The sequence below is a fragment of the Amycolatopsis sp. NPDC004079 genome, assembly GCF_040610415.1.
Lineage (GTDB): Bacteria > Actinomycetota > Actinomycetes > Mycobacteriales > Pseudonocardiaceae > Amycolatopsis > Amycolatopsis halotolerans.
The window spans coordinates 1-22,853 of record NZ_JBEXMH010000104.1 but is presented as its reverse complement, the minus strand read 5'-3'; the positions used below and the strand labels follow the sequence as shown (position 1 = coordinate 22,853).

Here is a 22,853-nt window from a genome sequence, read left to right as displayed (position 1 = left end):
GGCTCCAGCTTCTCCCCGCCCACCGCCAGCGCCAGGTCCGGGAACCGCTCGAACAACGCGGGGGACGGTTCGGAGAGGTTGTTCCGGGTGGGCTCAGCCCAGCCGGATCACGCCGTAGTCGAAGCCCTTTCGCCGGTAGACGACACTCGGCCGGCCGGCCTCGGAGTCGTTGAACAAGTAGAAGTCGTGGCCGACCAGCTCCATCTCGTAGAGAGCCTGGTCCACCGTCATGGGGTCCGCGTCGTGTTGCTTCTCGCGGACGACGCGGCCGGGCTGATGGCCCAGGTCCTCGTCTTCCCAGCGCCCCTGCCGGGGAATGTCGCCCGCACTCGTCGCCGCGAAACCGTTCACCATGGGTTCGGTCGCGTCGGGTGCGTCCAGGACGGCCGTGCCCATGGCGGGCCCGGCGACGGCATCGGATCCGCCGACCACGGACGTCGCCTCGGCGACCGACTCAGGACGGCTGCGTCCGTAATGCACGCGCCTGCGGTCGTGTGTCCGCCTGAGCCGGTTTTCCAGCTTGGTGACGGCGGAGTCGAGCGCTGCGTAGAAGTCGGCCGCGCTCGCTTCGGAGCGAACAGCCGGACCGCGGCCCTTCCCGGTGATCTCGACGCGCTGGCAGCTCTTGGCCTGCCTGCGGTTGGGTTCGTGGAAGAGTTCCACTTCGTAGCGGATGACCTTCTTGTCGTAGCGCTCAAGGCGGGCCAGCTTTTCGCTGACAAGCGCCCGGTAATGCTCGGGCACCTCCACGTTGCGGCCCTTAACGACGATGTCCATACACGACCTCCCTCGCTGAGGAAACTGCGAGCTGTTGTGTTCTCACGGCACCGGTACTGAACGGCTACTGCACGGGTTCGGCGGGCTGATAAAGAATTCGCGACCGGATCACGACGTCTCGTGGCGGTAGCGCGAACGCGGACTCAGCGGGCCGCCGGCGCCAGGGACATGGGCTGCACACCTCCCTGCCTGCGGGTATTGCTGATAGCGGTGCACGTTAGCTTCATCACGCCGTCCGCAACAGCCCCCGAGCCGGGGGATGTCACGATCCGGGAACCCGTCACGGGGCGCAGTGAATCATGCGTGCGCAGCCCGAAACCGCCGCCCGGAAGGCCGAGCCCGCGTGCCCAAGTTTCACGCGGACGGCGCAATCCGGCGGCACCTCGGACGCCGAGGGTGACCGACCCGCCCAGCACAGCCGCCACCTCGGCGAACTGCCCCGTTGCGGGAGTGATTCCGGCCTTGATCCTCATGTCCGGACAACGGGCGACGGCCGCGGGAGGTTCCCTCTTGACATCACTCGTGTAGGTGACACCTGGCGGTAGTGGGCGTTCGAGCGCGAGTTACCTCCCTGGCGGGAAAGCGGAGAAAGTTTTTCGGGTGGGTGGTTTTTGGAATCGTTCCGTTGTGGCCGCGACCGGCGCGGGTGATCGGTTTCCGCGCAACCGGATTTCGGTTTCGGATGGCGCCGGTCTCGGCGCCCGGCGGATTCTCGGCGGACTGGGCCAGGGCGCGTTCGGGTTTCGGACGTGGGGACAGGCTGCCTTTCAGACTGTCGCCAGCAGGGCGAGCACCGCCACCACTGGCACGCCCGCGTTTTTCAACGCCGTGACACATGCGGCGGACGTGGCGCCTGTGGTGATCACGTCGTCCACCACCACGACCCGCGCGCCCGGCGGCGGCCGGCCGGCCGCGGCGAAGCGAAGCCGCCCCTCCAGGTTGGCCGCTCGTTCCGCCCGGCTCAAGCCGACCGCGTCCCGTCCGCCGGTCAGCGCCAGGGCGGGCGCGACATAACCACCCGTCAGCCGAGCGGCTTCCGACGCGATGCGCAGGACGTGCGGGCCTCCGCGAACCCGCGAGGCGGCGCGTCGGCTCGGGGCGGGGACCAGGCACCACGGACTGGCTCGAGGACCGCCCGGCAGCAACGTCATCAGGCCAGCGGCCAGCATCCGCCCCAAAAACGGGGCCACGTCCCGACGGCGGCGTTCCTTGTACGCGATCAAGGTTCGCTTGGCGACACCCGCGTAGCGAGCCAAAGCGTAGGCCGGAGCCAACGCCGCCAGCGGCGCGCGAAACACCTCAGTGGGGGACCCCCACGCCGTGGAGCATCCGGCGCACACGGCCGCGCCGCGGTTTTCACAGCCTGCGCAGAAGGTCGGCAGGAGCAGGTTCAGCAGAAGTCTCAGCACCATGACCAAGAGTGTGCACGCGACCACCGACAGTTTCGGGCCCCGCGAGCGCCGGGGCCCGAAATCCGCGCCGGGAAAGTCCCGGGATCACCCCGGATAGAACGGCTCCGCGTTCTGCATCGAGTGCGACTGCGGCCGCCACACCTCGCCCAGTTCGGTCGCCGTCCACAGCCCCCCGGCGTCCGCGACCACGATCGGCTGGCCCGGGACCGCCGCGACCGCGCGCACCGGAGCGGTGAGGTTCGAACTGTTGTAGGCGTCCATCCGCCGTCCGTCGACCGACAGCCGCTGTACCGGCTGCGAGGGCGAGGACGTCGCGGCCACGAGCGTGTCCGGCGTAGAACCCCAATCCACGTCCAAGACGTCGATCAGGACACCAGGCTGCAGGACGCGCGGCTCGCGCAAGGTGACCGTGTCGCCGCTGCGCACCACCGACGCCACGACCAGCTGGCCGTTCACCGTCGCGGCCACGCGCGCGCCGTCCCGGGAAAGCCGGAGAACGCCGATCGGCCCGAGTGCCAGCAGGTCGTTCGCGTTGACGCTTTGGCGCAGCCAGCGGCCGTTCGGGTCGAGCACCATCCGCGCGATGATCGAATGGTCGACGACCGTCCACACCTCGTTCGACGGACCGGCCCCGCTCGGGGCGGGCCGCCAGGTCGGGCGGCTCAGCGAACCGCCGCCGAGCTCGACCGTCGGCAGTTCGCGGCCGAGGTCGCCGATGCGCAGCCGGACCCGGTCGCCGTCCTGCTCGACCACCGCGAGCCGTTTGCCGTCGATCGACTGGGCCGCGTTCACCACCTGGTACTCGCCGTTGCCCGCCGGGCCCGCGATCGGCGCGCCGTCGCTGAGCGAGCGGACGCGGCCGCCGATCGTCATCAGGCCCCGCAGGTCCGGGCTCGGCGACGAGGAAGCGGTGTACGAGGGCACGTCGCTGCCGCGCCAGTACTCGTGGTCGCGCACGAGCGGCGCGCCGTCGGCGAGCAGCCGGATCCGGGTCGAAGTGACGGTCTGCATCGACAGCACGATCTGCGCGGCGATCAGCGACCGGGTTTCCGGGCTGGTCCCGGTGAGCCCGGTCAACGGGACGGTGAGCGAGCCGTCGTCGTTGTTCTTCACGTTGTTCTCGAGCGACACCCCGTCGCCGAACAGGTTCTTCACCGCGCCGGTGAGCCCGGCCGACGGGCCCTGCAGGATCAGGTCCATCACCCGGCCCGGCATGCCAGACTGCGGCTTCGCCGGGACATAGCGCAGGTCCGGCACGAAGGCCCCGGAATCGGGCGAGTAGAAGCTCACCGAGACCGGGTTGTAGTTGCCGTCGAACTCGTCGTCGGTCACCAGCAGCACCGGCGGGGGCGGGCTGGAGATCCGCCACTGGCCGTCGGCCTGCTTGTGCACCTGGAAGGTCTGCTCGGCCGGACCGCTGCCGGGGATGAACGCGGAGTCCGCGCTCAGCGTGCCGAGCACCGAACCGCGCACCGTGACCGTGCGGACGTTCGGATCCGGCGCCGTCGAGGACGGAGTGGCCGTGGTGGTCGGGCCGGAAGCGACGGTGTCGTAGACCGTGCTGAAGGTCTTGTCGATGATCGTGAACGAGCGGTTCGGCCGCCACGCGCCGCGCTGTTTGTCGTCGAGGAACGCCCGCGAGGCCGCGTTGCCGGACCGCGGATCGGCGTTGGCCTTGATGAACAGCCGCACGATGTCGAGGGGTTCTGCGTTGGCAGGCGGTTCCGGCGCGTTGTTGGCCTGCTGCGGCGCCTTTTCCGCGGACACCACGACCGGCAGCGATTCCTGCGGAACGTTCGCGCAGCTCGCGAGCACCAGCGCGCAGGCGAGAAGGAGAAGCACTCGCCTCACTGACCGACCTCCTCCCGGTCCGGGGCCGGATCGGCGAGGATCGCTTCCGGCGCGGGATGCAGTTCCGCGACCGACGACGGCGACAGCGTGATCTCCGAAACCGCGTCGGGCGGCGGCAGCACCAGCGGGCTTTCCGCGATCGGCACGCCTTGGCGGCGCGGCACCTCGAGCCGGAAGCACGCGCCGTGTCCCGGCTCGCCCCACGCGTCGAGGACGCCGCCGTGCAGCCGCGCGTCCTCCTGGCTGATCGCGAGGCCGAGCCCGGTGCCGCCGGTGCGCCGGTTGCGCGACGGGTCGGCACGCCAGAACCGGTTGAACACCAGCTCCGCTTCCCCGGCCCGCAGGCCGACGCCGTAGTCCCGGACGGTGATCGCGACCGCGGTCTCGTTCACCGCGACCGTCAGCACCACCGGTTTGCCCTCGCTGTGGTCGACGGCGTTGGCCAGCAGGTTGCGCAGGATCCGCTCGATCCGGCGCGCGTCCACCTCGGCGGAGGTGTCCTCGTCCGGCAGCACCAGTTCGACGACGCTGCCCGCGGTTCCGGCGAGCACCCGCACCTGCTCGACCGCGCGGGTCGCGATCGGCCGCACGTCGATGTACTCGGCCGACAGCTCCTCGACGCCCGCGTCGAGCCTGCTGATCTCCAGCAGGTCGCCGAGCAGCGCCTCGAACCGGTCCAGTTCGTCGACCAGCAGCTCGGTCGAGCGGGCGAGTCCGGGCGGGAACTGTTCGCGGGACGCGTGCAGTACGTCGGCGGCCATCCGCACGGTGGTCAGCGGGGTGCGCAGCTCGTGCGACACGTCGGAGGTGAAGCGGCGCTGCAGGCCGCCGAATTCCTCGAGCTGGCGGATCTGGTTCTGGATGCTGGCCGCCATGCTGTTGTAGGACACCGCGAGTTTGGCGAGATCGTCCTCGCCCACTACGGCGAGGCGCTGGTCGAGATCGCCGCCCGCGAACTGCTCGGCCGCCGCGACGGCTTGCCGGACCGGCCGCACCACCTGCCGGACCACCAGGTTCGTGATGCCGGCGAGCAACAGCAGCAGCACGATCCCGGCCACGAACAAGGTGTTCTGGACGGTCGACACGGTGGTCTGCTCGCTGGTGAGCGGGAACAGCAGGTACAGCTGCAGCGGACTGGCCCCGGACATCAGCGAGGTGCCGACGATCAGGTAGGTGGTCCGCACGCCGTTCTCGTCGACGGTGTGCTCGAGCCGCGCGAGGTGGTCGGCCTCAACGAACTGGCGCAGCCGCTCCGGCACGGAGGTGAACGGCCCGACATACACCGGGTCCGTGTCCGACTGCCCGCGCCCGACGCTGGCCAGCACCGGTTCGAAGGTGCCCGCGGTGGAACCCGCGCGCGACGACGACGTGGTCGAGATCTTCTTGAGCGCGTTCTGCAGGCGCGTGTGCAGCGCGTCCGGGGACTCGCCGCCGATCCCGACCAGCTCGCGCGCGGCGGTGTCGGCGAGCGCCTGGGTCTGCTCGATCGCGGCGCGGCGCTTGGTGTCCAGCAGCCGTTCGGTGATCTGGTTCTGCAGGACCATGCCCAGCACGAACACCACGGCAGAGGACAGCGCCAGCGTCGAGATCGTGACGCGGAACTGCAGCGAGTGCTTCCACAGTTCGTTGAACGCCACCGCGCGGCGGCGAGCGAAAACCACGACCCGGCCGGAGAGCCGGGCCGTGGCGCGGGCGGCGGCGCGAAGCCGCCCCGCGAAACCGGTCATGGGCGGATCACGGCGGGCCGGCCTTGTACCCGACCCCCCGCACCGTCAGCACCACCTCGGGGTGCTCCGGGTCCTTCTCCACCTTCGAGCGAAGGCGCTGGACGTGCACGTTCACCAGCCGCGTGTCGGCCGCGTGCCGGTAGCCCCACACCTGCTCCAGCAGCACCTCGCGGGTGAACACCTGGCGCGGCTTGCGGGCCAGCGCCACGAGCAGGTCGAACTCGAGCGGGGTCAGCGGGATCGCCTTGCCCTCCCGGGTGACCTCGTGCCCGGGAACGTCGATCGCGAGGTCGCCGATGGTGAGCGATTCGGCGGGCTCGGCCTCGGTGCGGCGCATCCGGGCGCGCACGCGGGCGACGAGTTCCTTCGGCTTGAACGGCTTCACCACGTAGTCGTCGGCGCCGGACTCCAGGCCGAGCACGATGTCCACGGTGTCGCTCTTGGCGGTGAGCATGACGATCGGCACGCCGGACTCGGCGCGGATCGCCTTGCACACGTCGATGCCGTTCATGCCGGGCAGCATGAGATCGAGCAGGACGAGGTCCGGTTTCAGCTCCCGCAGCGCGGGCAGCGCCCGCGAACCGTCCGCGACCACCGCGGTGTCGAACCCCTCGCCGCGCAGGACGATGGTGAGCATCTCCGCCAGCGCCGGGTCGTCGTCGACCACCAAGACACGTGCCTTCATGACCACATGTTCGCACTACCGCCCACGCCCGCGCGCACGACCCGCGCGTTTGACCACCGGAAAGATCAAGATCACCGGCCCGGTTGGGCCATCCGGCCCCTTCCGGCGTCCGGCCGCGACCGGATTCGCCCGCTCAGCCGAACAGATCGCAGCCGAACGGTTACTGTTGCGCTATGCGGAACCAGGACTCGGGAAACGCAACGGGAAGCGCGGTGCAGTCCGTCGACCGGGCCATCACAGTCCTGGAGCTGCTGGCTCGCAACGGCGAAACCGGCATCACCGAGATCGCCGGCGAGCTGGGGGTGCACAAGTCCACCGCGTCCCGGCTGCTGAGCGTGCTGGAGGCGCACGGACTGGTCGAGCAGCTGGGCGAACGCGGCAAGTACGCGATCGGGTTCGGCGTGGTCCGGCTGGCGGGTGCCGCGACCGGCCGGATGGACCTGGCGAAGCTCGGCAGGCAGACCTGCCAGACGCTCGCCGAGGAACTGGGCGAGACGGTCAACATCGCGATCGCCGACGACGGCGTCGCGATCAACATCAGCCAGGCCCGCGGGTCGGCGGCGATCACCACGCAGAACTGGACCGGGCAGCGCACGCCGCTGCACGCCACCTCCAGCGGCAAGGTGCTGCTCGCCGCGATGGACGACGCCGAGCGCAAGCGGATGCTCGCGCACGAGCTGGAGCAGTTCACGCCGCGCACCACGGTCGACCGCGACGAGCTGGCGGCCGAGCTGGAGCGCGTCGCCGAGGACGGCTACGCGGCGTCCTTCGAGGAGCTGGAACTGGGCATGCACGCGGTCGCGGTGCCGGTGCGCGGTCCCGGCGGCGACGTCGTGGCGGCGATGAGCGCGTCCGGTCCGTCCTACCGGCTGTCCAAGCAGCGGATCCGGCAGATCGTCACGCCGATGGCCGACGCGGCGCGGGAGCTTTCCGCTCAGCTTGGCTACTTTTCCGCGTGATCTCCCCGGCCGCGGCGGCTCTCTTGACAGCGCGCCCGCGATCCCGCAATTTGTGAGTTGCAGCAGACGGAACATCGATCTCCATCCGCAACGCGTCCGTTCCCCGGCGGGGGCGTTCCGGCATGCCTGTCTCGTCCCGAGCCGGGCCGTCCGCGACGGCCGGCAGGCAGGAGGTACCTCGCGATGGCGGTGCGACCGCGGGTGGTTGTGCTCGGCGCCGGGCTCCTCGGCTGCGCGGTCGCCGACGAGCTGACCGAACGAGGCTGGACGGACGTCACCGTCCTCGAACCGGAACCGGCGATCGCCTCGGCCGGGCCAGGACTCCTGTTCCGCACGCACGCCGACCGCACGGCGTCCGAGTTCGCGAAGTACACCGCGGAGAAGTACAGCGGGCTGACCGTCGACGGCGGCTGGTGCTTCCAGCCGGTCGGGAGCCTGGAACTCGCGACCACGCCGGAGCAGCTTTCCCGGCTGCGGCAACGGCTTGGCTGGGCGACGTCGTCCGGCGTGCGCGGCTATCTGCGCGAACCGGGCGAATGCGCCCAGCTGCACCCGCTGCTCGACCCCGTGAAGGTGCTCGGCGGCCTGCACCTTCCCGGCGACGGGCTCGTCAAACCGATCCGCGCGGCGCTCGCCCAAGCCCGCCGCGCCAAGGAACGGGGCGCGAAATTCCTTACCGGGCAAGAGATTGTCGAGATCGTGCGCACGGCGGGCCGGGTGACCGCGGTGGCGACCGCGACCGACCGGTTCCGCGCCGACGTGGTCATCTCGTGTGCCGGAGTGCGCGGGCCGCAATTCGGGCGGCTGGTCGATCTCGCGGTGCCGGTGGTGCCGATCGCCGTCGATCACGCGCGGACCACGCCGCTGGCGCAGCTCGCCGGGGACAACGACCACTTCACCGAGGCGGACAAACCGATCCTGCGCGGTGCCGGGCTGTCGCTGCGCGAGCACGTCGACCGGCTGGGCATCAGCGCGCTGGGCCCGGTCGACGCCGATGCCGAGTTCGCTCCGGCGGGCTTCGAGGAGTCGTGGACGGCTGCGCTCGGGTTGGTGCCCGCGTTGGCTGAGGCGAAGGTCGAAGAAGGGGTCCGACAGCTGGTTCCGGGCACGCCGGACGGCTTGCCGTTGCTCGGCGAGCATCCGGATCTCGACGGGTTCTGGATCGCCGAGGCGGTGGATTGTGCGTGGTCCGCCGGGGTCGCGCGGGAGTTGACGCGCTGGCTCATCGAGGGGCAAGCGCACCTCGACCTGCACTCCGTTGACCTCGCCCGGTTCGATCGGCTGCAACTCGCCCCCGGCCGGGTCCGGGAGCGGAGTTTGGCGACGGCGGGGCATCAACGGCCAGCGACGGAACTGCTGCGGACCACGCCCTGCTACGAACGCGAAGTAGCGCTGGGCGCGGAGTTTCGCGAGGAAGACGGCTGGGCGCGGCCGCGGCGGTATTCCGACAGCCGCGCGGAGGCCGTCGCGACTCGGAGCCGGGTGGCGTTGTTCGACATGACCCCGCGGCGACGGCTGGAGATCACCGGCCGCGGCGCGCTGCCGTTTCTGCAGACCATGACCACGAACCAGCTCGACCGTCCGCCCGGCTCGGTCACCGACACGTTGCTGCTCGGCGAGGACGGCGGGGTCCGCAGTGATCTCACCGTCGCCCGGCTCGGCGTGGAGCAGTTTCACGTCGCCGCGCGGCATCACCGGGACGTCGCCTGGCTGCGCCGTCATCTTCCCGGCGACGGCTCGGTCCAGCTGCGTGAAACGACCGGCGGCACCTGCTGTCTCGGCTTGTGGGGACCGCTCGCCGAACGGGTGCTGCCCGAACTGTCCACATCGGACTCCCGGGTTTGGCGGACGTACGTCGGCGACGTGCCGGTGACCGTGCTGCGCGGGTCGGAGGTGGGCGAATCCGGCTGGGAGCTGCACACCGGCGCGGACCTCGGCCGGTCGCTGTGGGACGCGCTCTGGTCAGCCGGGCAGCCGCACGGGATCGTCGCGGCCGGCGAGGACGCGCTGCGCAGCCTCCGGATGGAGGAAGGGCACCGAAGCTGCGGCATCGACGTGACCACCGAGCATGACCCGTACGAAGCCGGGCTGGGGTTCGCGGTGCGGATGGACAAGGGCTACTTCCTCGGCCGGGACACGCTTCTGCACCGTTCTCCGTCGACGGTGCGGCGGAAACTGGTGTGCTTGACCGTCGACAACGCGCCTTCCGTCATGCAGGGTCGGGAGCCGGTGTACGTCGACGGCCGCCCGGCGGGATACGTCACGAGCGGCGCGTACGGCTACACCGTCGACAAAAACCTGGCCTACGCCTGGCTTCCCGTCGAGGACGCCCGGCCGCGGACGCCAGTGGAAATCGAGCACTTCGGGGAACGGTTCGCGGCGAGGGTGGCCGCGGAACCGTTGAGGAGCAGTGAATGACGCACTACGACGTGATCGTGATCGGTCTCGGCGGGATGGGCAGCGCGGCTGCCTACCGGCTGGCGGAACGGGGCCAGAAGGTGCTCGGGATCGACCAGTTCGCGCCGGTGCACAACCTCGGTTCGAGCCACGGCGGTTCGCGGATCACGCGGCAGGCGTACCTCGAAGGTCCGGATTACGTACCGCTGCTGCTGCGCGCGCACGAGATGTGGGACCAGCTCGAACGCGACTCCGGACGGTCGCTGTTCACCCGCTGCGGCGCGGTGATGGGCGGACCGCCGGAGTCGCGCACGATCACGGGCAGCACGCTTTCCGCCGAGAAATTCGACATCCCGCACGAAATCCTGGACGCGGACGAGATCCGGCGCCGGTTCCCCACCATCAGCCCGGCCGAGGACGAGGTGGCACTGTGGGAACCGGGCGCCGGTTTCGTGTCGCCGGAAGGAAGCGTCGCCGCGCACCTGCAACTCGCCGCGCGCCACGGTGCCGAACTGCACCACGAAGAGCAGGTTTTCACCTGGACCAGCACGGAAACCGGGGTGCGCGTCGGCACCGCTTCGAGCTACTACACCGCCGAGCGGCTCGTGCTGTGTCCCGGCGCGTGGGCACCGGTGCTGCTCGGCGACCTAGGCGTCGATTTCGAGGTGCGCCGCCAGGTCCAGTACTGGTTCGAACCGGAGGACGCGCAGCCGTTCGTCGACCATCCCGTCTACATCTGGGAAACCGCGGAAGGCGGCCAGTTCTACGGATTCCCCGCGCACACCGCGCAAGGCGTCAAGGTTGCGATCCACCTTGGCGGCGAGCCGTGCACCGCCGACACGATCGACCGGCGGATCCACGACGACGAGGTCCGCGCGGTCGCAGCGGTCGTCGGCTCCCGGATGCCGACGCTCCCGGCGACTTTCCGCCGCGCGGCGGCCTGCCTCTACACCAACACCCCGGACGAGCACTTCGTGATCGCCCCGCACCCGAAGCATCCGCGCGCGGTCGTGGCGTGCGGGTTTTCCGGCCACGGCTTCAAATTCGTGCCGGTGGTCGGGGAGATCCTCGCCGATCTGATCGTCGACGGCACGACGCGGCATCCGATCTCACTGTTCGACCCGGCGAGGTTCACGCCGTAGCGAAGTAGTGCTCCTCCGCCAGATCTTCAAGCAGGCCAGGGTGTTCCGGCTTCCAGTCGAGCAGTTCACGCGTGCGCGCGGCGGACGTCGGCGCGTCCGACTGCACCATCGGAGCCAGGAACGCGAAGTGCGCCGGAGCTTCCTCGGGAGTGATGGACTTCGTCGGGACACCGAGCCGCGCACCGATCGTCTCGGCGATCTGCCGGAGCGAAATGGCTTCGTCGCCGACCGCGTGCAGCACGACCCCAGCCGGGGCACCCTCCAGCGCCAGCCGGTAGAGCCGGGCCGCGTCGAGCGTGTGCCCGGCGGACCAGCGGTTGGCCCCTTCGCCGACGTACGGCGAAACACCGGCCGCGCGGGCGAAACGGATCATGGTCGGGACGAAACCGTGCTTGTCGAGCGAGCTGTGCACCGACGGCGGCAGCCGCACGACTGACGTCCGGACGCCGCGGTCGGCGAGCCCGAGCACGTAGTTCTCCGCGTCCACGCGCGGACCGCCGGGGAGCCGGTCGTCCTCGACGCCGGTGCGGCCGAGCCCGGCGAACATCAGGGTTCCGGAGGTCGAGACCAGTGGTTTCCCGGTGCCGGCGAGAGCTTCGCCGAGCGCCTTCAGCGCGACGAGATCCGCGTCGACCGCTCCGGCGAACTCGCCGCTGGCCATCAGGTCGTGCTTGAACGCCAAGTGCACGACGCCGTCCGCCTCGGCGGCCGCCGCGCGCAGGCCGTCGAGATCGTCGAGGTCGCCGCGCCGGACCCGCGCACCGCGTTCGGCGAGAGTCGTGGCGGAGGCGTCCGACCGGGCGAGGCCGACCACCTCGTGTCCGGCGGCGAGGAGTTCGGGGACGAGAGCCGAGCCGACATGCCCGCTGGCTCCGGTGACGAAAACCCGCATGGGCCTTCCTTTCACTGTTGATGACACCTGGTGCCATCAACAGTACGCCTGATGTCATCCGGTGTCATCACCTAGACTGGACGGCATGGGCCGCTGGGAACCGAACGCACGCGAACGCTTGGAGCGGGCCGCGCTCGACTTGTTCACCGAACGCGGCTACGACCGGACGACGGTCGCCGAGATCGCCGAACGCGCCGGTCTCACGAAGCGGACCTTCTTCCGCTATTTCGCCGACAAACGGGAAGTGCTGTTCGGCGGCCAGGAGGAACTGACCCGGCTGTTCTCCGAGGGCATTGCCGGGTCGCCACCGGGCGCGACGCCGTTCGAAGCGGTCAGCGGGGCACTGGCTGCCGTCGCGGCGGTTTTCACCGGCGAGCGGCTCGCTCTGGCCCGGCAACGGCAGCCGGTCGTGGCGGCGAACACCGACTTGCTCGAACGCGAATTGCTCAAGCGCACCAAGCTGGTCGCGGGCATGCACGACGCGCTCGCCGCGCGCGGAGTCGGCGAGCCGACAGTCACCGTGGCGGCCGAATTGGGCTGCCTCGCGTTCGGCACGGCCTTCCACCGATGGATCGAGGAAGGCAACCGGCGGGAGTTCGGCGCGCTGGCGGTCGAGGCGCTCGACGAATTGCGCACCGCTACCGCGGCCTTGGGTTAAGCGAGCAGAGACTTCGCCAGCGTCGGCAGATCAACGCCAGCCACGCCGTCCAGCACCTGCCACGGCGCCAGCCACGACTCCGCAGCCAGCTCGTCGTACACCGCGGCACAACGTTGCTGCAGCGAATCGTCCGACTCGAACGCGTCTCGCGCCCGTGCGGCGTCCGACTCCGCCCGGCGCACCGCCCGCTCGGCAGCGACCTCCGGGCTCACCCGCAGCAGCAGATGCGCGTCCGGGCGCGGCAACCCGAACCGCGTCACCTCTAGGTCCCAAACCCACTGCACCACAGCGCCATCCGCGTGCTCGCGCAGCCGCGCGGCGGCGTAGGCGGCATTCGAGGCGACGTAGCGATCCAGCAGGACCACGTCGTTGGCCTCGAGCAGTTCGCGGATCTCGTCAGCCGCACCGCTGCGGTCGAGGGCGTAGAGCAGCGCCATTCCGTACACCGAATCGGCGAGGTCGCCGTGCCCGCGATGCAGCGCTTCGCGCACCAGATCGGCGTGCACGCTCCGGCCGTAGCGAGGGAAGGCGAGGCTGCCGACGCTCGCGCCAACGTCCTTCAGCGCAGCAGTCAGCCCCTCGGACAGCGTGCGCTTGCCCGCGCCGTCCAGACCTTCGATTACGACCAGTCGCCCCACGCCGTCGAAGATACTTGGTGGCTTCCTCAGGCTGCCTCGCGGCGCGCGCGGACGTAGCCGAAGTAACCCACCGGCACCGCGACCAGCAGTCCGGCGAGGCAAAGCAGCGGAATCCAGTCGTCGCCGTGCGGCTGCGCAGGCGTGCTCTGGCCGTCTCTTGGCACCACCTCGCTGCGCGGCGCGGCCGTAAGGTGGGCGTTGCCGGTGTCGGCGGGCTGCGCCGCGCCCGCGCCCGGAGCCGACACCGGCAACGCCAGGCCCGTGAACGCTACGAGGAGCAGCAAGCGTCCGACGTGCCTTCGGCAACTGGTCGAGGACCGCCGGACCCGCCCGGCAGTGCTTCCCACGTGATTCGGTTTCCCCAAGCCCATGACGCACCTCCCGCCTAGACGTGGCCAGTGGTGGTCACAACGGTGAACTGGTCGATCACTCCGAGCAAGATGCCCGTCCGGCAACGGGGGTGTTCCGGGTCGGCGATGGAACACGGAACGGTTACCCTTCCGTGGCCAAGCACACCAAACGGGGGCCGGACCCGTGACCGCGCGCTGCTAACGTGAACGTTCCGCGGCATTCACGCCCAGCGCACGGGCGGCGTTGAAGGGACAGCGGTGGCACGAGACGGGGATGGCCCACTGATCATGGAACCTGGCCGGCGCGGCGCGGGTGAACTGCCGCCCGAGCTCGGCGAAGCACTGCGGTCCGGTGAATTCCACCAGGCGCTGCGGCTCGCGATCGCGCATCGCGGCCTGTCGCTCGCCCGGCTGCGGGCGCACCTCGCGCTCCGCGGCGTCCACATCGGACAGTCGACGCTGAGCTACTGGCAGCGCGGGCTCCGCCAGCCTGAGGTGCCGAAGGCGCTGCCGGCGGTCCGCGCGCTGGAGTCGGTGCTGCAACTGCCCGCGGACTCGCTGGTGGTGCTGATCGGCCCTCGCACGGCGCGTCCGCGCGGACACCAGGCGGCGGCGTCGTTCCACGACCTGCGCTCGGGCGAGATGGGCGCGATCGTCGAGCAGCTGATGAGCGACCTCGGCGCGCCGCCGACGTCCCGGCAGTCGAATTCCGACCTGGAAATGCTGTCGGTGCACGACCAGATCACCATCGACGAGCAGCAGCACCAGGTCAAATTCCGGACCCGGCTGGTCACCCGCGCGCGGCGGCACGGCCCGGACCGGTACGTGGCCGTCTACAACGGCGACCCCGGCTGCCGGATCGACGACGTCGAGCTGATCACCGCGGAAGGCTGCCGCGTCGGCCGGATCCGCAGGCACCCGGCGCGCGAGACGATGGCGACGGAACTGCTTTTCGACCGGAAGCTCGCCGAGGGCGAAATCCACGTTTTCTGCTTCGAAATCCATGACAATTCCGCCGTGACGTTCCCCGGGTACTACCGGATGCTTCGCGACCAATGTGCGAGCTATCTGCTGCAATTGCAGTTCGCGCCCACCGCGATGCCCGCCCGGATCACCCGCGAGGTCCGCGCCCGCGACGACGCCCTGCCGGTCGAGGCGGAGGAATTGCCGTGCGACACCGGCGGCGTGACGAGCGGGTATTTCCGCGACACCGGCCCGGGGCTGGCCGGCATCGCGGTGGAATGGAACTGAGCCAATCGCTGGCCGCCGCCCCTCATCCAGTCACGGCGTACCGGGCGGCGACAGTGCGGACGGCCTCGTCGACTACCTGAGCGACGCGTTCGGCGCTCACCTCCCAGCCCGGCACCAGGAGCGTCGGCCAGAAAACGTAATTGGAAATCATGCCGAGGAACTGGGTGGCTGCGAGGTCCGCGTCTTCGACCCGCACCGTCCCCGCTTCGTGTTCAGACAGAAGGTAGCTGCGCACGGATTCGAAGTAGGGCATCTTCCCACGCGAGAACTGCGCATGAGCCAGTTCAGGGAACCGCGGCAACTCCGCGATGACGATCCGGAACAGGTCGGTCATCTGGGCCCGGCCCAGCAGCTGGGCGTAACGGCGACCGAGGACGCCGAGCCCGTCGACGACGTTGCCCGCGGGCGGCGGGTCCTCCTCGTCGGCGGTCGACCATGACTCGGTGACGATGGCGTCGAACAGGGCAGCCTTGCTCGGGAACTGCTTGAACAAGGTGGCCCGCGAAACGCCCGAGGACTCCGCGATCCGCGCCAGCGACGTCCGGTCGTAGCCCAGCTCGAGAAACAGTGCGGTCGCGGCCGCCACGATCAGCGCGCGCTTCTCCTGGGCGACGCGCTGGTGATACGTCGGCACGACCTTGCTCATGGGCCGAGCATACGAGGTGAGTGGCTTGACTCGCCACTGCCGCATGCTTAGTGTCGGCGTGGATGGCGAGTCACTCGGCTCACCACTGGCGATCTCGGCCAGTCACCCCCGCACCGAAGGAACATTCGATGCCCCGCTTCGACAATCAGACCGTGCTCGTGACCGGCGGGACCGGCGGCCAAGGCTCGAGCCACGTGCGCGCATTTCACGCGGAGGGAGCGAACGTCGTGATCGGCGGCATCGACGCGCGACGCGGCACCGCTCTCGCCGACGAACTCGGACCCCGCGCTCGCTTCGTCCGCCTCGACGTCACCGACGAGAGTTCGTGGGCCGCCGCCGCGTCAGCCGCCGAGGCCGCCTTCGGCGCACTGAATGTGCTCGTCAACAACGCGGGTGTGCAGAATCCGCCCGCGACCATCGAGGACACGGATCAGGCCACCTGGTCGCGCGTCCTCGGCATCAACCTCACCGGGACCTTCCTCGGCATCAAGGCCACGACCCCCGCCCTGCGCCGCGCGGCAGGGGGAGCCATCGTCAACATCGCCTCGATCATGGGCCTGGGCGGCACGGCGCACTACGCGCCGTACGTCGCCAGCAAGTGGGCCGTGCGAGGCCTCACCCAAACGGCAGCGCTCGAACTCGGCCGCGACCACATCCGCGTGAACACCATCCACCCCGGCGTGATCTCGACCCCCTTCATCCACGAACCAGCGGCCGGCGCCACCGCGGCGATCGCCGACTTCTACTCACCGGAGCCGTTCGCCGTGCCCCGGCTCGGGGAGCCAGCCGACGTCACCCGGCTTCTCCTGTTCCTCACGTCATCAGACGCGTCGTTCGTCACAGGGTCGGAGTACGTCATCGACGGCGGGCTCCTCCTCGGCCCCGCCCTTCAGGCATGAGCACTCCGGACCCGAACGGCTCCGCGCCGGACGCGTCTTGGCCCGACCACATCCGACGAGCCGTCGAGATCACTCCCGCCGCGGGCACCAGAGAAAGGATCATCGACATCACGACACGGGGCCGCCGCACCGGCCGGCCACGCCGCATCGAGATCTTCTTCTACCGAGCCGCGGGCAGCACCTACCTGTGCAGCGGCGCGGGCGGGGCCGCGACCGACTGGCATGCGAACCTTCTCGCCAATCCCGGCTTCACCTTCCACCTCAAAAACGGGATCCGCGCAGATCTGCCCGCACGGGCCACGCCGGTCACCGATCCAGCGGAACGTCAGGCCGTGCTGGCGGAGATCGTCGCGGATCTCAATCAGCCCCACGACCCCGGCACCATCCGGCCGACTCGGCTTGAAGACTGGGCCGACAGCAGGCTGATGCGCATCAGCTTCCGCCCTCGGCCGTGATCGCGGATCCTCAACCGCGAAGCGGCGTTTTATTCGTCCACCCGCTGCGGCGTGCCCTTGGTGATCCGGACCAGTTCGTCGAACGTCGTCGGGAAGACGGCGTTCGGCGTACCGGCCGCGGCCCACACCTCGGAGTACTGCCGCAACGCCTCGTCAACCACCGTCTCCAGCGGTGCTGGATGCCCGACCGGCGAGACCCCGCCGATCACCTGCCCAGTCGCCGCACGCACCTCGTCCGGCTTCGCCCGGCGGATCCGGCCGCGCCCGAGCCGCGCGGCGAGCGCCTCGACGTCCACCCGGTGCGCACCACTGGTCAAGACCAGCAGCGGGGCGTCGTCGGCCATGAAGACCAGGCTGTTCGCGATCGCGCCGACCGTGCAGCCCAGCGCTTCCGCCGCCTCGGCCGCCGTCCGCGTGGACTGCGGAAGAGTCCGCGCCTGACCAGCGACGCCTGCCTCGTCGAGCGCGTCCTGCACGTTCTGCATTGCCGACATCGGCACACCTCCAGCTGTTCTGTAAACAGAACACTAGACTAGGCCGGGTGTCGACGTCACCCGCCCCGGACGGCCGCGCCCTCGCCGCGGCGGTCGGTACCCGCATCCGAACGCTGCGCACCCGCGCGGGCGTCGGCCTGACCACGCTCGCCGCCGACAGCGGCCTCGGCAAGGGAACGCTGTCGGAACTGGAAAACGGCCGCCGGAACCCGACACTCGACACGCTGTTCGCCATCGCCACCGCGCTGTCCATCCCGTTGAGCGACTTGCTCTTCGGCGACGACGGAGTGGCGGAGGCACACGGCGACAGCGTGGCGGCGACCCTGCTCGGCCGCTGGGAGGACGCGGACGGCGTGACCGAGGTGTACCGGCTGACGATCCATGAGCGGGTTCAGGTGTCGCATCCGCACAGCGCTGGGGTGCGGGAGGTTCTGACTGTGTTGACCGGAACGGCGGAGGTGGGGCCGGTTTCCGCTCCGGCGACTGTTTCCGCTGCCGAGACGCATACGTTTATCGCGGAAACGGACCATGTTTACCGCGGAATTGGCGGACCGGCTACGGCGGTGTTGACGATGCAGTATCCGCGTTAGCGGACGAGAAGCCCATTCGCTTTTGCCGCGTCGGCCTGACGCGCATCACAGGTCACCACAGTGACAGGTTCGCCACCAGTAAGGTCAGCGGTTTCCCGCATCACGACCGCGAGATGAAGCGCGTCGAGCGTGCGCAGGGAATAGTTCTCGACGACCAATCGTTGAGCGGCCGGAAAAACGCGCGAAGGCCGAAACGGGATCACCCCTAACGTCGAAGAACGGCTCATCGCATCGAACTGATCCAGAAACTCCCGCGCGTCCGGGATGAGCCCGGAGCGCTTGGCCGCCGCCATCGCGCTGGCGAACTCGATCCGGGTCAGCTCACTGGTGAGAACCCGGTTCCGGCCGCTCGCAAGCAAGTCGCGCAGTTCAGCATGCTCAGGCTCGTCCGCGAAAAACACCCGCACGACTGCACTCGTATCGGCATAATAGACAGTCACCATTCACCTCGTGACCAGTCGAGCGCCTCGCTGACCGACGTTCCCCAACCGGCCGAACGTCGCTCCAGTTCGTCGAGACCGACTGGCTCCCGCTCAGGCTCGAAGGTGATCAGCTTGCCCTCCGCGAGCAGCCGGGCTTTCCATGCCTCCGGCGTCTCTTCCCTGTTGAGCGCTTCGCTGAGGACTTCGGTGACCAGGTCGTTCATGCTGCGCCCCTCAGCCTCGGCCCTGGCCTTCAGCCGAGCGTGCAGCTCGTCGTCGACGCGAGTGATCAATTGCTTCACCGCATCATGATAACACGTCACCCATTAGAGCTATCACGTGTTTTCATGTGCAGACAAAAGCCGCCCCGAAACGCATTCCGGGGCGGCTTCGGCGTCAGCGATCAGTAACGGTAGTGCTCCGACTTGAACGGGCCCTCCACGTCCACGTCGATGTATTCCGCCTGTTCCTTCGACAGCTTCGTCAGCTCGCCGCCCAGTGCCTCGAGGTGGATCCGGGCGACCTTTTCGTCCAGCTTCTTCGGGAGGCGGTAGACCTCCTTGTCGTACTCCTCGGTCTTCGTGAAGAGTTCGACCTGCGCGATGACCTGGTTCGCGAAGCTGTTCGACATCACGAAGCTCGGGTGCCCGGTCGCGTTGCCCAGGTTCAGCAGCCGTCCCTCGGACAGCACCAGGATGCTCTTGCCGTCCGGGAACACCCACTCGTCGACCTGCGGCTTGATGTTCACGCGCCGCACGCCGGGGTAGCGGGCGAGGCCTGCCATGTCGAGCTCGTTGTCGAAGTGGCCGATGTTGCCGACAATCGCCTGGTGCTTCATGCGCGCCATGTGCTCGACCATCACCACGTTCTTGTTGCCGGTGGTGGTCACGTAGATGTCGCCCTCGTCCAGCACCGTCTCCAGGCGCTTGACCTCGTAGCCGTCCATCATCGCCTGCAGTGCGCAGATCGGGTCGATCTCGGTGATGATCACCCGGGCGCCCTGGCCGCGCAGCGATTCCGCCGCGCCCTTGCCGACGTCGCCGTAGCCGCAGACGACCGCGACCTTGCCGCCGATCAGGACGTCGGTGCCGCGGTTGATGCCGTCGATCAGCGAGTGCCGGATGCCGTAGCGGTTGTCGAACTTCGACTTCGTCACCGAGTCGTTGACGTTGATCGCCGGGAACAGCAGCTCACCCGCGGCCGCCAGCTGGTACAGCCGCAGCACGCCGGTGGTGGTTTCCTCAGTGACGCCCTTGACGCTCTGCCCGATGGCGGTCCACTTGCCCTTGTCCGCCGCGACAGACGCGCGCAGCAGCTCGAGGAAGACCTTCCACTCCTCGGGGTCCTCGTCGTCGGCGGACGGGACCACGCCGGCCTTCTCGAACTCGGTGCCCTTGTGCACCAGCATGGTGGCGTCGCCGCCGTCGTCGAGGATCATGTTCGGGCCTTCGCCCTCCCACGTGAGCATCCGCTCAGTGCACCACCAGTATTCCTCGAGCGTTTCGCCCTTCCACGCGAACACCGGGACGCCCTTGGGCTCCTCGGCGGTGCCGTGCGGCCCGACGACGACCGCGGCCGCGGCGTGGTCCTGGGTGGAGAAAATGTTGCACGAAGCCCAGCGCACCTCCGCGCCGAGCGCCACCAGCGTCTCGATCAGCACCGCGGTCTGCACGGTCATGTGCAGCGAACCGGCGATTCGCGCGCCGCGCAGCGGGTATACCTCGGAGTATTCGCGACGCAGCGCCATCAGGCCGGGCATCTCGTGCTCGGCGAGCCGGATCTCCTTCCGGCCGAACTCGGCGGCCTCGAGATCGGCGACGGCGAATTCGATGCCGCCCCGGGTGTCGTGCCGCTTGACAACGCTTTCGGGGGTCATAGTGCGGTTCCTCCAAGGTTTGATGGCACCTGAACAGTACCGTTGTCGGCTCGACCCTGACTTGAACGGATGAGGAGAGAATCACCGTGCCCGCCCCGCTCCCCGGCCCTGACACCCGCATCGTCGAAATGAGGGTGTCCGGACTCGTGGGCACGAGCGGCGAGACGCTCCTCGACACGGTCCAGACCGTCGACGTCGCCGGCGACGAACTCGGCCGCGTGGTGCGCCCGGCCGACCGGCTGCGGCGTCCGGCACCCGGTCCGGTGGTGCCCGCGCTCGGCCGGTCGATCCCGCGCACCGTCGAAGGCTACCTGTGGAGCGGCATGACGTCCGGAGGCGTCGCGAAGGCGGCCTGGGCGCTGCTGTTCCCGTTCTCGCTGGCGAACGTCGCGTTCTGGATGCTGCCGCCGGTGCACCGCGGCCGCTGGCTCGGCGGCCTGTGCCGCGGCCTGCTGCGGATCGCCTCGGTGCTGCTCACCATGCTGCTGGTCAGCCAGGTCGCGGCGGCCGTGCTCGACCTCGTCGCGACGCAATGCCTCGCACCCGGACGGGCTTGCCTGACCTGGGTAGCCCCGGAACTGCGCAAGGGACCGCTGCGCATCGGTGTCGGCGTGGCGGTGCTCCTGTCCTTGGTCTACGCGCTGCACCGGATCTCGTCCACGAACTGGCGGGTCCGCCCGCCCGACCATCCAGGCCGCAAAGGCGTCCCGCTGCGGTTGCGCGCGGATCCGGAAGCGCCCGGAATGTCCGCGACGCACGCCGTCGCCGCACTCGCCTGCATCGCCCTGCTCTTGCTGGGCGGGCCGTTTCAGGTGCCCACGAAAATCCCGGAACTGGTCGGGTGGATCTGCACCCTCGCGCTGGTCCTCGCGGTCCTGATCGGCGGCGCGATCGGCAGCGACACCGGCACCATCGCGCGCCGAAGCCTGATCACCTTCGCGACGCTGCTGGTCATCTTCGCCGCTGTGCTGGCCAAGCCGGTCGACAACCGGCTCCCCGGCGTCGACAACACCGTCGAAGGCCTCGGCGGCTCCCTGCTGGTGGTCACGTTGCTGTTCGCCCTAGCGCTGATCCCGTCCGCGCTGCTGGCCCGCTCCGTTTGGCGCGACCGCCCGCGCCGTCTTCGCCCGTGGCTCGGCGGATGGGCCGCGGCCCCGGTTCTCGCCTTGGCCGGACTCCTCGGCGGCGGTTTCGGCGCCGGACTGGCGATCGCCGTCCGAAAACTGCTCCACACCGAAAAGCTTTCCCTGCCCACGACGTACGACCTGGTCACCGTCCTGTGGGGCGGCGGGCTAGGCCTGATGGCCCTGCTCGCCATCGCCGGGTACGCCATCGGCGTCCCGCTGCGCCGTCGCCGACGCGGCGTCCCGCCCATCGTCGAACTGATGGAACACGACGAGCAGCAAGAACAAGACGCCGCCCGGGCCTGGGCCCGCTCCGCCTGGGAACGCCGTCACCTGCACCACCTGGCGTTGATCGTCGCGCTGGGCCTGTGCGTCGGGGCGATCACCCTGCTGGTCGTACGTTTCGGCTTCAACCTGCAGCCCAACTGGTTCACCACAGTCTCGGCGATCGGCGTATTCGCGCTCGGCGCACTGGCCGCCGGCCTGCTGCGAGTGGTCTACTCCGCCGCCCGCTCCCCCCAACGCAGCCGCCACCTGGGCGCCCTAGCGGACCTCGTCTCCTTCTGGCCGCGCGCCGCGCACCCCGGCGTACCGCCTTGCTACGCACTCAAAGTCGTCCCCGAACTGGCAGACCGGGTCAAGGAACACCTGGCCGAACCCGGCACCCGAGTCGTGTTGTCCGGCCTGAACCTGGGCAGCATCCTGACCGTGCTGACCGCCGCCCAACTGTCCGCCGAACTCCCCCCGGACGAACGCGACCGAGTCGGCCTGCTCACCGCCGGCTCGCCCCTGCAGTGGGGCTACCAACGAGCCTTCCCCGCAGTCCTGCCGCAGGATTCGCTGGCCGAACTGTTCGCGTCATTCGACGGCCGCTGGCGCGCCCTGTGCCGAGGAACGGACATCTTCGGCGGCGGCGTAACCACCTGGCGGCACCAAACAAGCGGCGGCCATCTGCTGGGCGAGGGCTACCTCCCGGAAGGCAAATGGGGAGCCCTGGAAGCAACCCCGGACGACGCGGGAGTCCTCATCCTGGGCGGCGACCACTGGGTCCCCGACCCCCTGCGCGCCCCCGACGGCCGCAGCCGCTGGGCCCCCGGAGTCCTCAAACACACCGAGTACCTGGCCGACCCGGAGTGGGACAACGCAGTCGCGATGGCCGCAGGCCTTGGCCGCCCCAACGGCCGAGCCCGCACCCTGGGCGAACAGGGTTCTCTCTTCGGCGACCTTCCCCGCCCCCGCTAAGCCACGCGATGTCCGTGAGGGGAACCCTCACAGACTCTGAGTCCCTCAGGGTTCCCCTCACTCCCTCGACAGTCCATGAGGGACCCCTTGAGGGAATCTGATTCCCTCAAGGGGCCCTTCACAGACCGCCCCCTGATCGCCGCCGCGATGCGCCCCAATGTGGCGTTGGGTGCGCCAGATGCACCGAATGCCACATTGGTTGCGTCGCATGCACCCAACGCCACATTGGGGCGCTAACCCCACCGCCCAAACCGCAGCCAATGCACCCGACCAACCAAGCACCCACACCACCCCGCACCCCGATACGAAGCCAGAAATGCGGACGGCGGGTGCTTGTCAAGGCATCTTTCCCGCCTTGACAAGCAG

General features: G+C 69.5%; 22 protein-coding genes. 9 read left to right on the top strand and 13 right to left on the bottom strand.

The features are described from left to right. Positions 1–93: 93 nt before the first annotated feature. The 5 genes from raiA to mtrA form a co-directional block, all read right to left on the bottom strand. Positions 94–777, bottom strand: coding sequence for a ribosome-associated translation inhibitor RaiA (raiA, locus tag ABZX37_RS46445; RefSeq protein ID WP_354750738.1), 684 nt, complete (start codon positions 775–777; stop codon positions 94–96). A gap of 767 nt (positions 778–1,544) precedes the next feature. Next, complete coding sequence (locus ABZX37_RS46440) at positions 1,545–2,189, bottom strand: ComF family protein (RefSeq protein ID WP_354750737.1); 645 nt, start codon at positions 2,187–2,189, stop codon at positions 1,545–1,547. A gap of 84 nt (positions 2,190–2,273) precedes the next feature. Beyond that, the gene (locus ABZX37_RS46435; protein ID WP_354750736.1) at positions 2,274–4,040 is read right to left on the bottom strand and encodes an LpqB family beta-propeller domain-containing protein; all 1,767 of its coding nucleotides are present in this window, start codon (positions 4,038–4,040) and stop codon (positions 2,274–2,276) included. Next, on the bottom strand, positions 4,037–5,767 hold the full coding sequence (mtrB, locus tag ABZX37_RS46430) for an MtrAB system histidine kinase MtrB (protein WP_354750735.1): 1,731 nt from the start codon (positions 5,765–5,767) through the stop codon (positions 4,037–4,039). Before mtrB ends, ABZX37_RS46435 begins: the two co-directional genes overlap by 4 nt. Before the next feature lie 7 nt (positions 5,768–5,774). After that, on the bottom strand, positions 5,775–6,452 hold the full coding sequence (mtrA, locus tag ABZX37_RS46425; RefSeq protein ID WP_005150760.1) for an MtrAB system response regulator MtrA: 678 nt from the start codon (positions 6,450–6,452) through the stop codon (positions 5,775–5,777). Positions 6,453–6,625: 173 nt separating this feature from the next. Here mtrA and ABZX37_RS46420 point away from each other — a divergent pair, with 173 nt between their 5' ends. The 3 genes from ABZX37_RS46420 (at position 6,626) to solA (ending at position 10,950) form a co-directional block, all read left to right on the top strand. After that, the gene (locus tag ABZX37_RS46420; RefSeq protein WP_354750734.1) at positions 6,626–7,411 is read left to right on the top strand and encodes an IclR family transcriptional regulator; all 786 of its coding nucleotides are present in this window, start codon (positions 6,626–6,628) and stop codon (positions 7,409–7,411) included. A 183-nt stretch (positions 7,412–7,594) separates the two neighbouring features. After that, the gene (locus tag ABZX37_RS46415; protein WP_354750733.1) at positions 7,595–9,829 is read left to right on the top strand and encodes an FAD-dependent oxidoreductase; all 2,235 of its coding nucleotides are present in this window, start codon (positions 7,595–7,597) and stop codon (positions 9,827–9,829) included. Beyond that, entirely contained in the window at positions 9,826–10,950 is a 1,125-nt protein-coding gene (gene solA, locus ABZX37_RS46410) for an N-methyl-L-tryptophan oxidase (protein WP_354750732.1), read from the top strand. The genes ABZX37_RS46415 and solA overlap by 4 nt, the downstream gene beginning before the upstream one ends. On the opposite strand, the gene ABZX37_RS46405 is transcribed toward solA, so the two are convergent. Further along, positions 10,940–11,842: an SDR family oxidoreductase gene (locus ABZX37_RS46405; protein ID WP_354750731.1), complete on the bottom strand. Its 903-nt coding sequence runs from the start codon at positions 11,840–11,842 to the stop codon at positions 10,940–10,942. The two genes, solA and ABZX37_RS46405, sit on opposite strands and share 11 nt — an antisense overlap. Positions 11,843–11,927: 85 nt before the next feature. On the opposite strand from ABZX37_RS46405, the gene ABZX37_RS46400 reads away from it, so the two are divergent. After that, on the top strand, positions 11,928–12,500 hold the full coding sequence (locus ABZX37_RS46400; RefSeq protein WP_354750730.1) for a TetR family transcriptional regulator: 573 nt from the start codon (positions 11,928–11,930) through the stop codon (positions 12,498–12,500). On the opposite strand, the gene ABZX37_RS46395 is transcribed toward ABZX37_RS46400, so the two are convergent. Further along, positions 12,497–13,138: a dTMP kinase gene (locus tag ABZX37_RS46395; RefSeq protein ID WP_354750729.1), complete on the bottom strand. Its 642-nt coding sequence runs from the start codon at positions 13,136–13,138 to the stop codon at positions 12,497–12,499. The two genes, ABZX37_RS46400 and ABZX37_RS46395, sit on opposite strands and share 4 nt — an antisense overlap. A 26-nt stretch (positions 13,139–13,164) precedes the next feature. Beyond that, positions 13,165–13,422, bottom strand: a complete 258-nt coding sequence (locus ABZX37_RS46390; RefSeq protein ID WP_354750728.1) for a hypothetical protein — start codon at positions 13,420–13,422, stop codon at positions 13,165–13,167. 324 nt (positions 13,423–13,746) lie between these two features. Here ABZX37_RS46390 and ABZX37_RS46385 point away from each other — a divergent pair, with 324 nt between their 5' ends. Further along, positions 13,747–14,739, top strand: coding sequence for a hypothetical protein (locus tag ABZX37_RS46385; RefSeq protein ID WP_344286256.1), 993 nt, complete (start codon positions 13,747–13,749; stop codon positions 14,737–14,739). Positions 14,740–14,761: 22 nt separating this feature from the next. Here the strand turns inward: ABZX37_RS46385 and ABZX37_RS46380 are convergent, their stop codons facing one another. Beyond that, entirely contained in the window at positions 14,762–15,385 is a 624-nt protein-coding gene (locus tag ABZX37_RS46380; RefSeq protein WP_354750727.1) for a TetR/AcrR family transcriptional regulator, read from the bottom strand. 128 nt (positions 15,386–15,513) lie between these two features. On the opposite strand from ABZX37_RS46380, the gene ABZX37_RS46375 reads away from it, so the two are divergent. Both ABZX37_RS46375 and ABZX37_RS46370 read left to right on the top strand, forming a co-directional pair. Beyond that, positions 15,514–16,284: an SDR family oxidoreductase gene (locus ABZX37_RS46375; protein WP_354750726.1), complete on the top strand. Its 771-nt coding sequence runs from the start codon at positions 15,514–15,516 to the stop codon at positions 16,282–16,284. Beyond that, a complete protein-coding gene (locus ABZX37_RS46370) occupies positions 16,281–16,739 on the top strand; it encodes a nitroreductase/quinone reductase family protein (RefSeq protein ID WP_354750725.1) in 459 nt (152 codons plus the stop codon). The genes ABZX37_RS46375 and ABZX37_RS46370 overlap by 4 nt, the downstream gene beginning before the upstream one ends. 29 nt (positions 16,740–16,768) lie before the next feature. Here the strand turns inward: ABZX37_RS46370 and ABZX37_RS46365 are convergent, their stop codons facing one another. Beyond that, entirely contained in the window at positions 16,769–17,233 is a 465-nt protein-coding gene (locus tag ABZX37_RS46365; protein WP_354750724.1) for a YbaK/EbsC family protein, read from the bottom strand. A 47-nt stretch (positions 17,234–17,280) separates the two neighbouring features. Here ABZX37_RS46365 and ABZX37_RS46360 point away from each other — a divergent pair, with 47 nt between their 5' ends. Next, positions 17,281–17,823 (top strand): helix-turn-helix transcriptional regulator, encoded by a 543-nt coding sequence (locus tag ABZX37_RS46360; protein WP_354750723.1) that lies wholly within the window; start codon positions 17,281–17,283, stop codon positions 17,821–17,823. On the opposite strand, the gene ABZX37_RS46355 is transcribed toward ABZX37_RS46360, so the two are convergent. The 3 genes from ABZX37_RS46355 to ahcY form a co-directional block, all read right to left on the bottom strand. Beyond that, entirely contained in the window at positions 17,820–18,266 is a 447-nt protein-coding gene (locus tag ABZX37_RS46355) for a type II toxin-antitoxin system VapC family toxin (RefSeq protein ID WP_354750722.1), read from the bottom strand. The two genes, ABZX37_RS46360 and ABZX37_RS46355, sit on opposite strands and share 4 nt — an antisense overlap. Beyond that, positions 18,260–18,547: a toxin-antitoxin system HicB family antitoxin gene (locus ABZX37_RS46350; protein WP_354750721.1), complete on the bottom strand. Its 288-nt coding sequence runs from the start codon at positions 18,545–18,547 to the stop codon at positions 18,260–18,262. Before ABZX37_RS46350 ends, ABZX37_RS46355 begins: the two co-directional genes overlap by 7 nt. A 101-nt stretch (positions 18,548–18,648) precedes the next feature. Continuing rightward, positions 18,649–20,121, bottom strand: coding sequence for an adenosylhomocysteinase (gene ahcY, locus ABZX37_RS46345; RefSeq protein WP_354750720.1), 1,473 nt, complete (start codon positions 20,119–20,121; stop codon positions 18,649–18,651). A gap of 128 nt (positions 20,122–20,249) precedes the next feature. On the opposite strand from ahcY, the gene ABZX37_RS46340 reads away from it, so the two are divergent. Beyond that, on the top strand, positions 20,250–22,487 hold the full coding sequence (locus ABZX37_RS46340; protein WP_354750739.1) for a hypothetical protein: 2,238 nt from the start codon (positions 20,250–20,252) through the stop codon (positions 22,485–22,487). Positions 22,488–22,853: the final 366 nt, after the last annotated feature.

Excerpts from the sequence above, each read along its gene's own strand:
- ABZX37_RS46415 (WP_354750733.1), top strand. The coding sequence starts at position 7,595 with ATGGCGGTGCGACCGCGGGTGGTTGTGCTCGGCGCCGGGCTCCTCGGC.
- ABZX37_RS46405 (WP_354750731.1), bottom strand. The coding sequence starts at position 11,842 with ATGCGGGTTTTCGTCACCGGAGCCAGCGGGCATGTCGGCTCGGCTCTC.
- ABZX37_RS46400 (WP_354750730.1), top strand. The coding sequence starts at position 11,928 with ATGGGCCGCTGGGAACCGAACGCACGCGAACGCTTGGAGCGGGCCGCG.
- ABZX37_RS46380 (WP_354750727.1), bottom strand. The coding sequence starts at position 15,385 with ATGAGCAAGGTCGTGCCGACGTATCACCAGCGCGTCGCCCAGGAGAAG.
- ABZX37_RS46365 (WP_354750724.1), bottom strand. The coding sequence starts at position 17,233 with ATGTCGGCAATGCAGAACGTGCAGGACGCGCTCGACGAGGCAGGCGTC.
- ABZX37_RS46340 (WP_354750739.1), top strand. The coding sequence starts at position 20,250 with ATGAGGGTGTCCGGACTCGTGGGCACGAGCGGCGAGACGCTCCTCGAC.
- ABZX37_RS46375 (WP_354750726.1), top strand. The coding sequence starts at position 15,514 with ATGCCCCGCTTCGACAATCAGACCGTGCTCGTGACCGGCGGGACCGGC.
- ABZX37_RS46370 (WP_354750725.1), top strand. The coding sequence starts at position 16,281 with ATGAGCACTCCGGACCCGAACGGCTCCGCGCCGGACGCGTCTTGGCCC.
- ahcY (WP_354750720.1), bottom strand. The coding sequence starts at position 20,121 with ATGACCCCCGAAAGCGTTGTCAAGCGGCACGACACCCGGGGCGGCATC.
- mtrA (WP_005150760.1), bottom strand. The coding sequence starts at position 6,452 with ATGAAGGCACGTGTCTTGGTGGTCGACGACGACCCGGCGCTGGCGGAG.
- ABZX37_RS46440 (WP_354750737.1), bottom strand. The coding sequence starts at position 2,189 with ATGGTGCTGAGACTTCTGCTGAACCTGCTCCTGCCGACCTTCTGCGCA.
- ABZX37_RS46355 (WP_354750722.1), bottom strand. The coding sequence starts at position 18,266 with ATGGTGACTGTCTATTATGCCGATACGAGTGCAGTCGTGCGGGTGTTT.
- ABZX37_RS46420 (WP_354750734.1), top strand. The coding sequence starts at position 6,626 with ATGCGGAACCAGGACTCGGGAAACGCAACGGGAAGCGCGGTGCAGTCC.
- raiA (WP_354750738.1), bottom strand. The coding sequence starts at position 777 with ATGGACATCGTCGTTAAGGGCCGCAACGTGGAGGTGCCCGAGCATTAC.
- mtrB (WP_354750735.1), bottom strand. The coding sequence starts at position 5,767 with ATGACCGGTTTCGCGGGGCGGCTTCGCGCCGCCGCCCGCGCCACGGCC.
- solA (WP_354750732.1), top strand. The coding sequence starts at position 9,826 with ATGACGCACTACGACGTGATCGTGATCGGTCTCGGCGGGATGGGCAGC.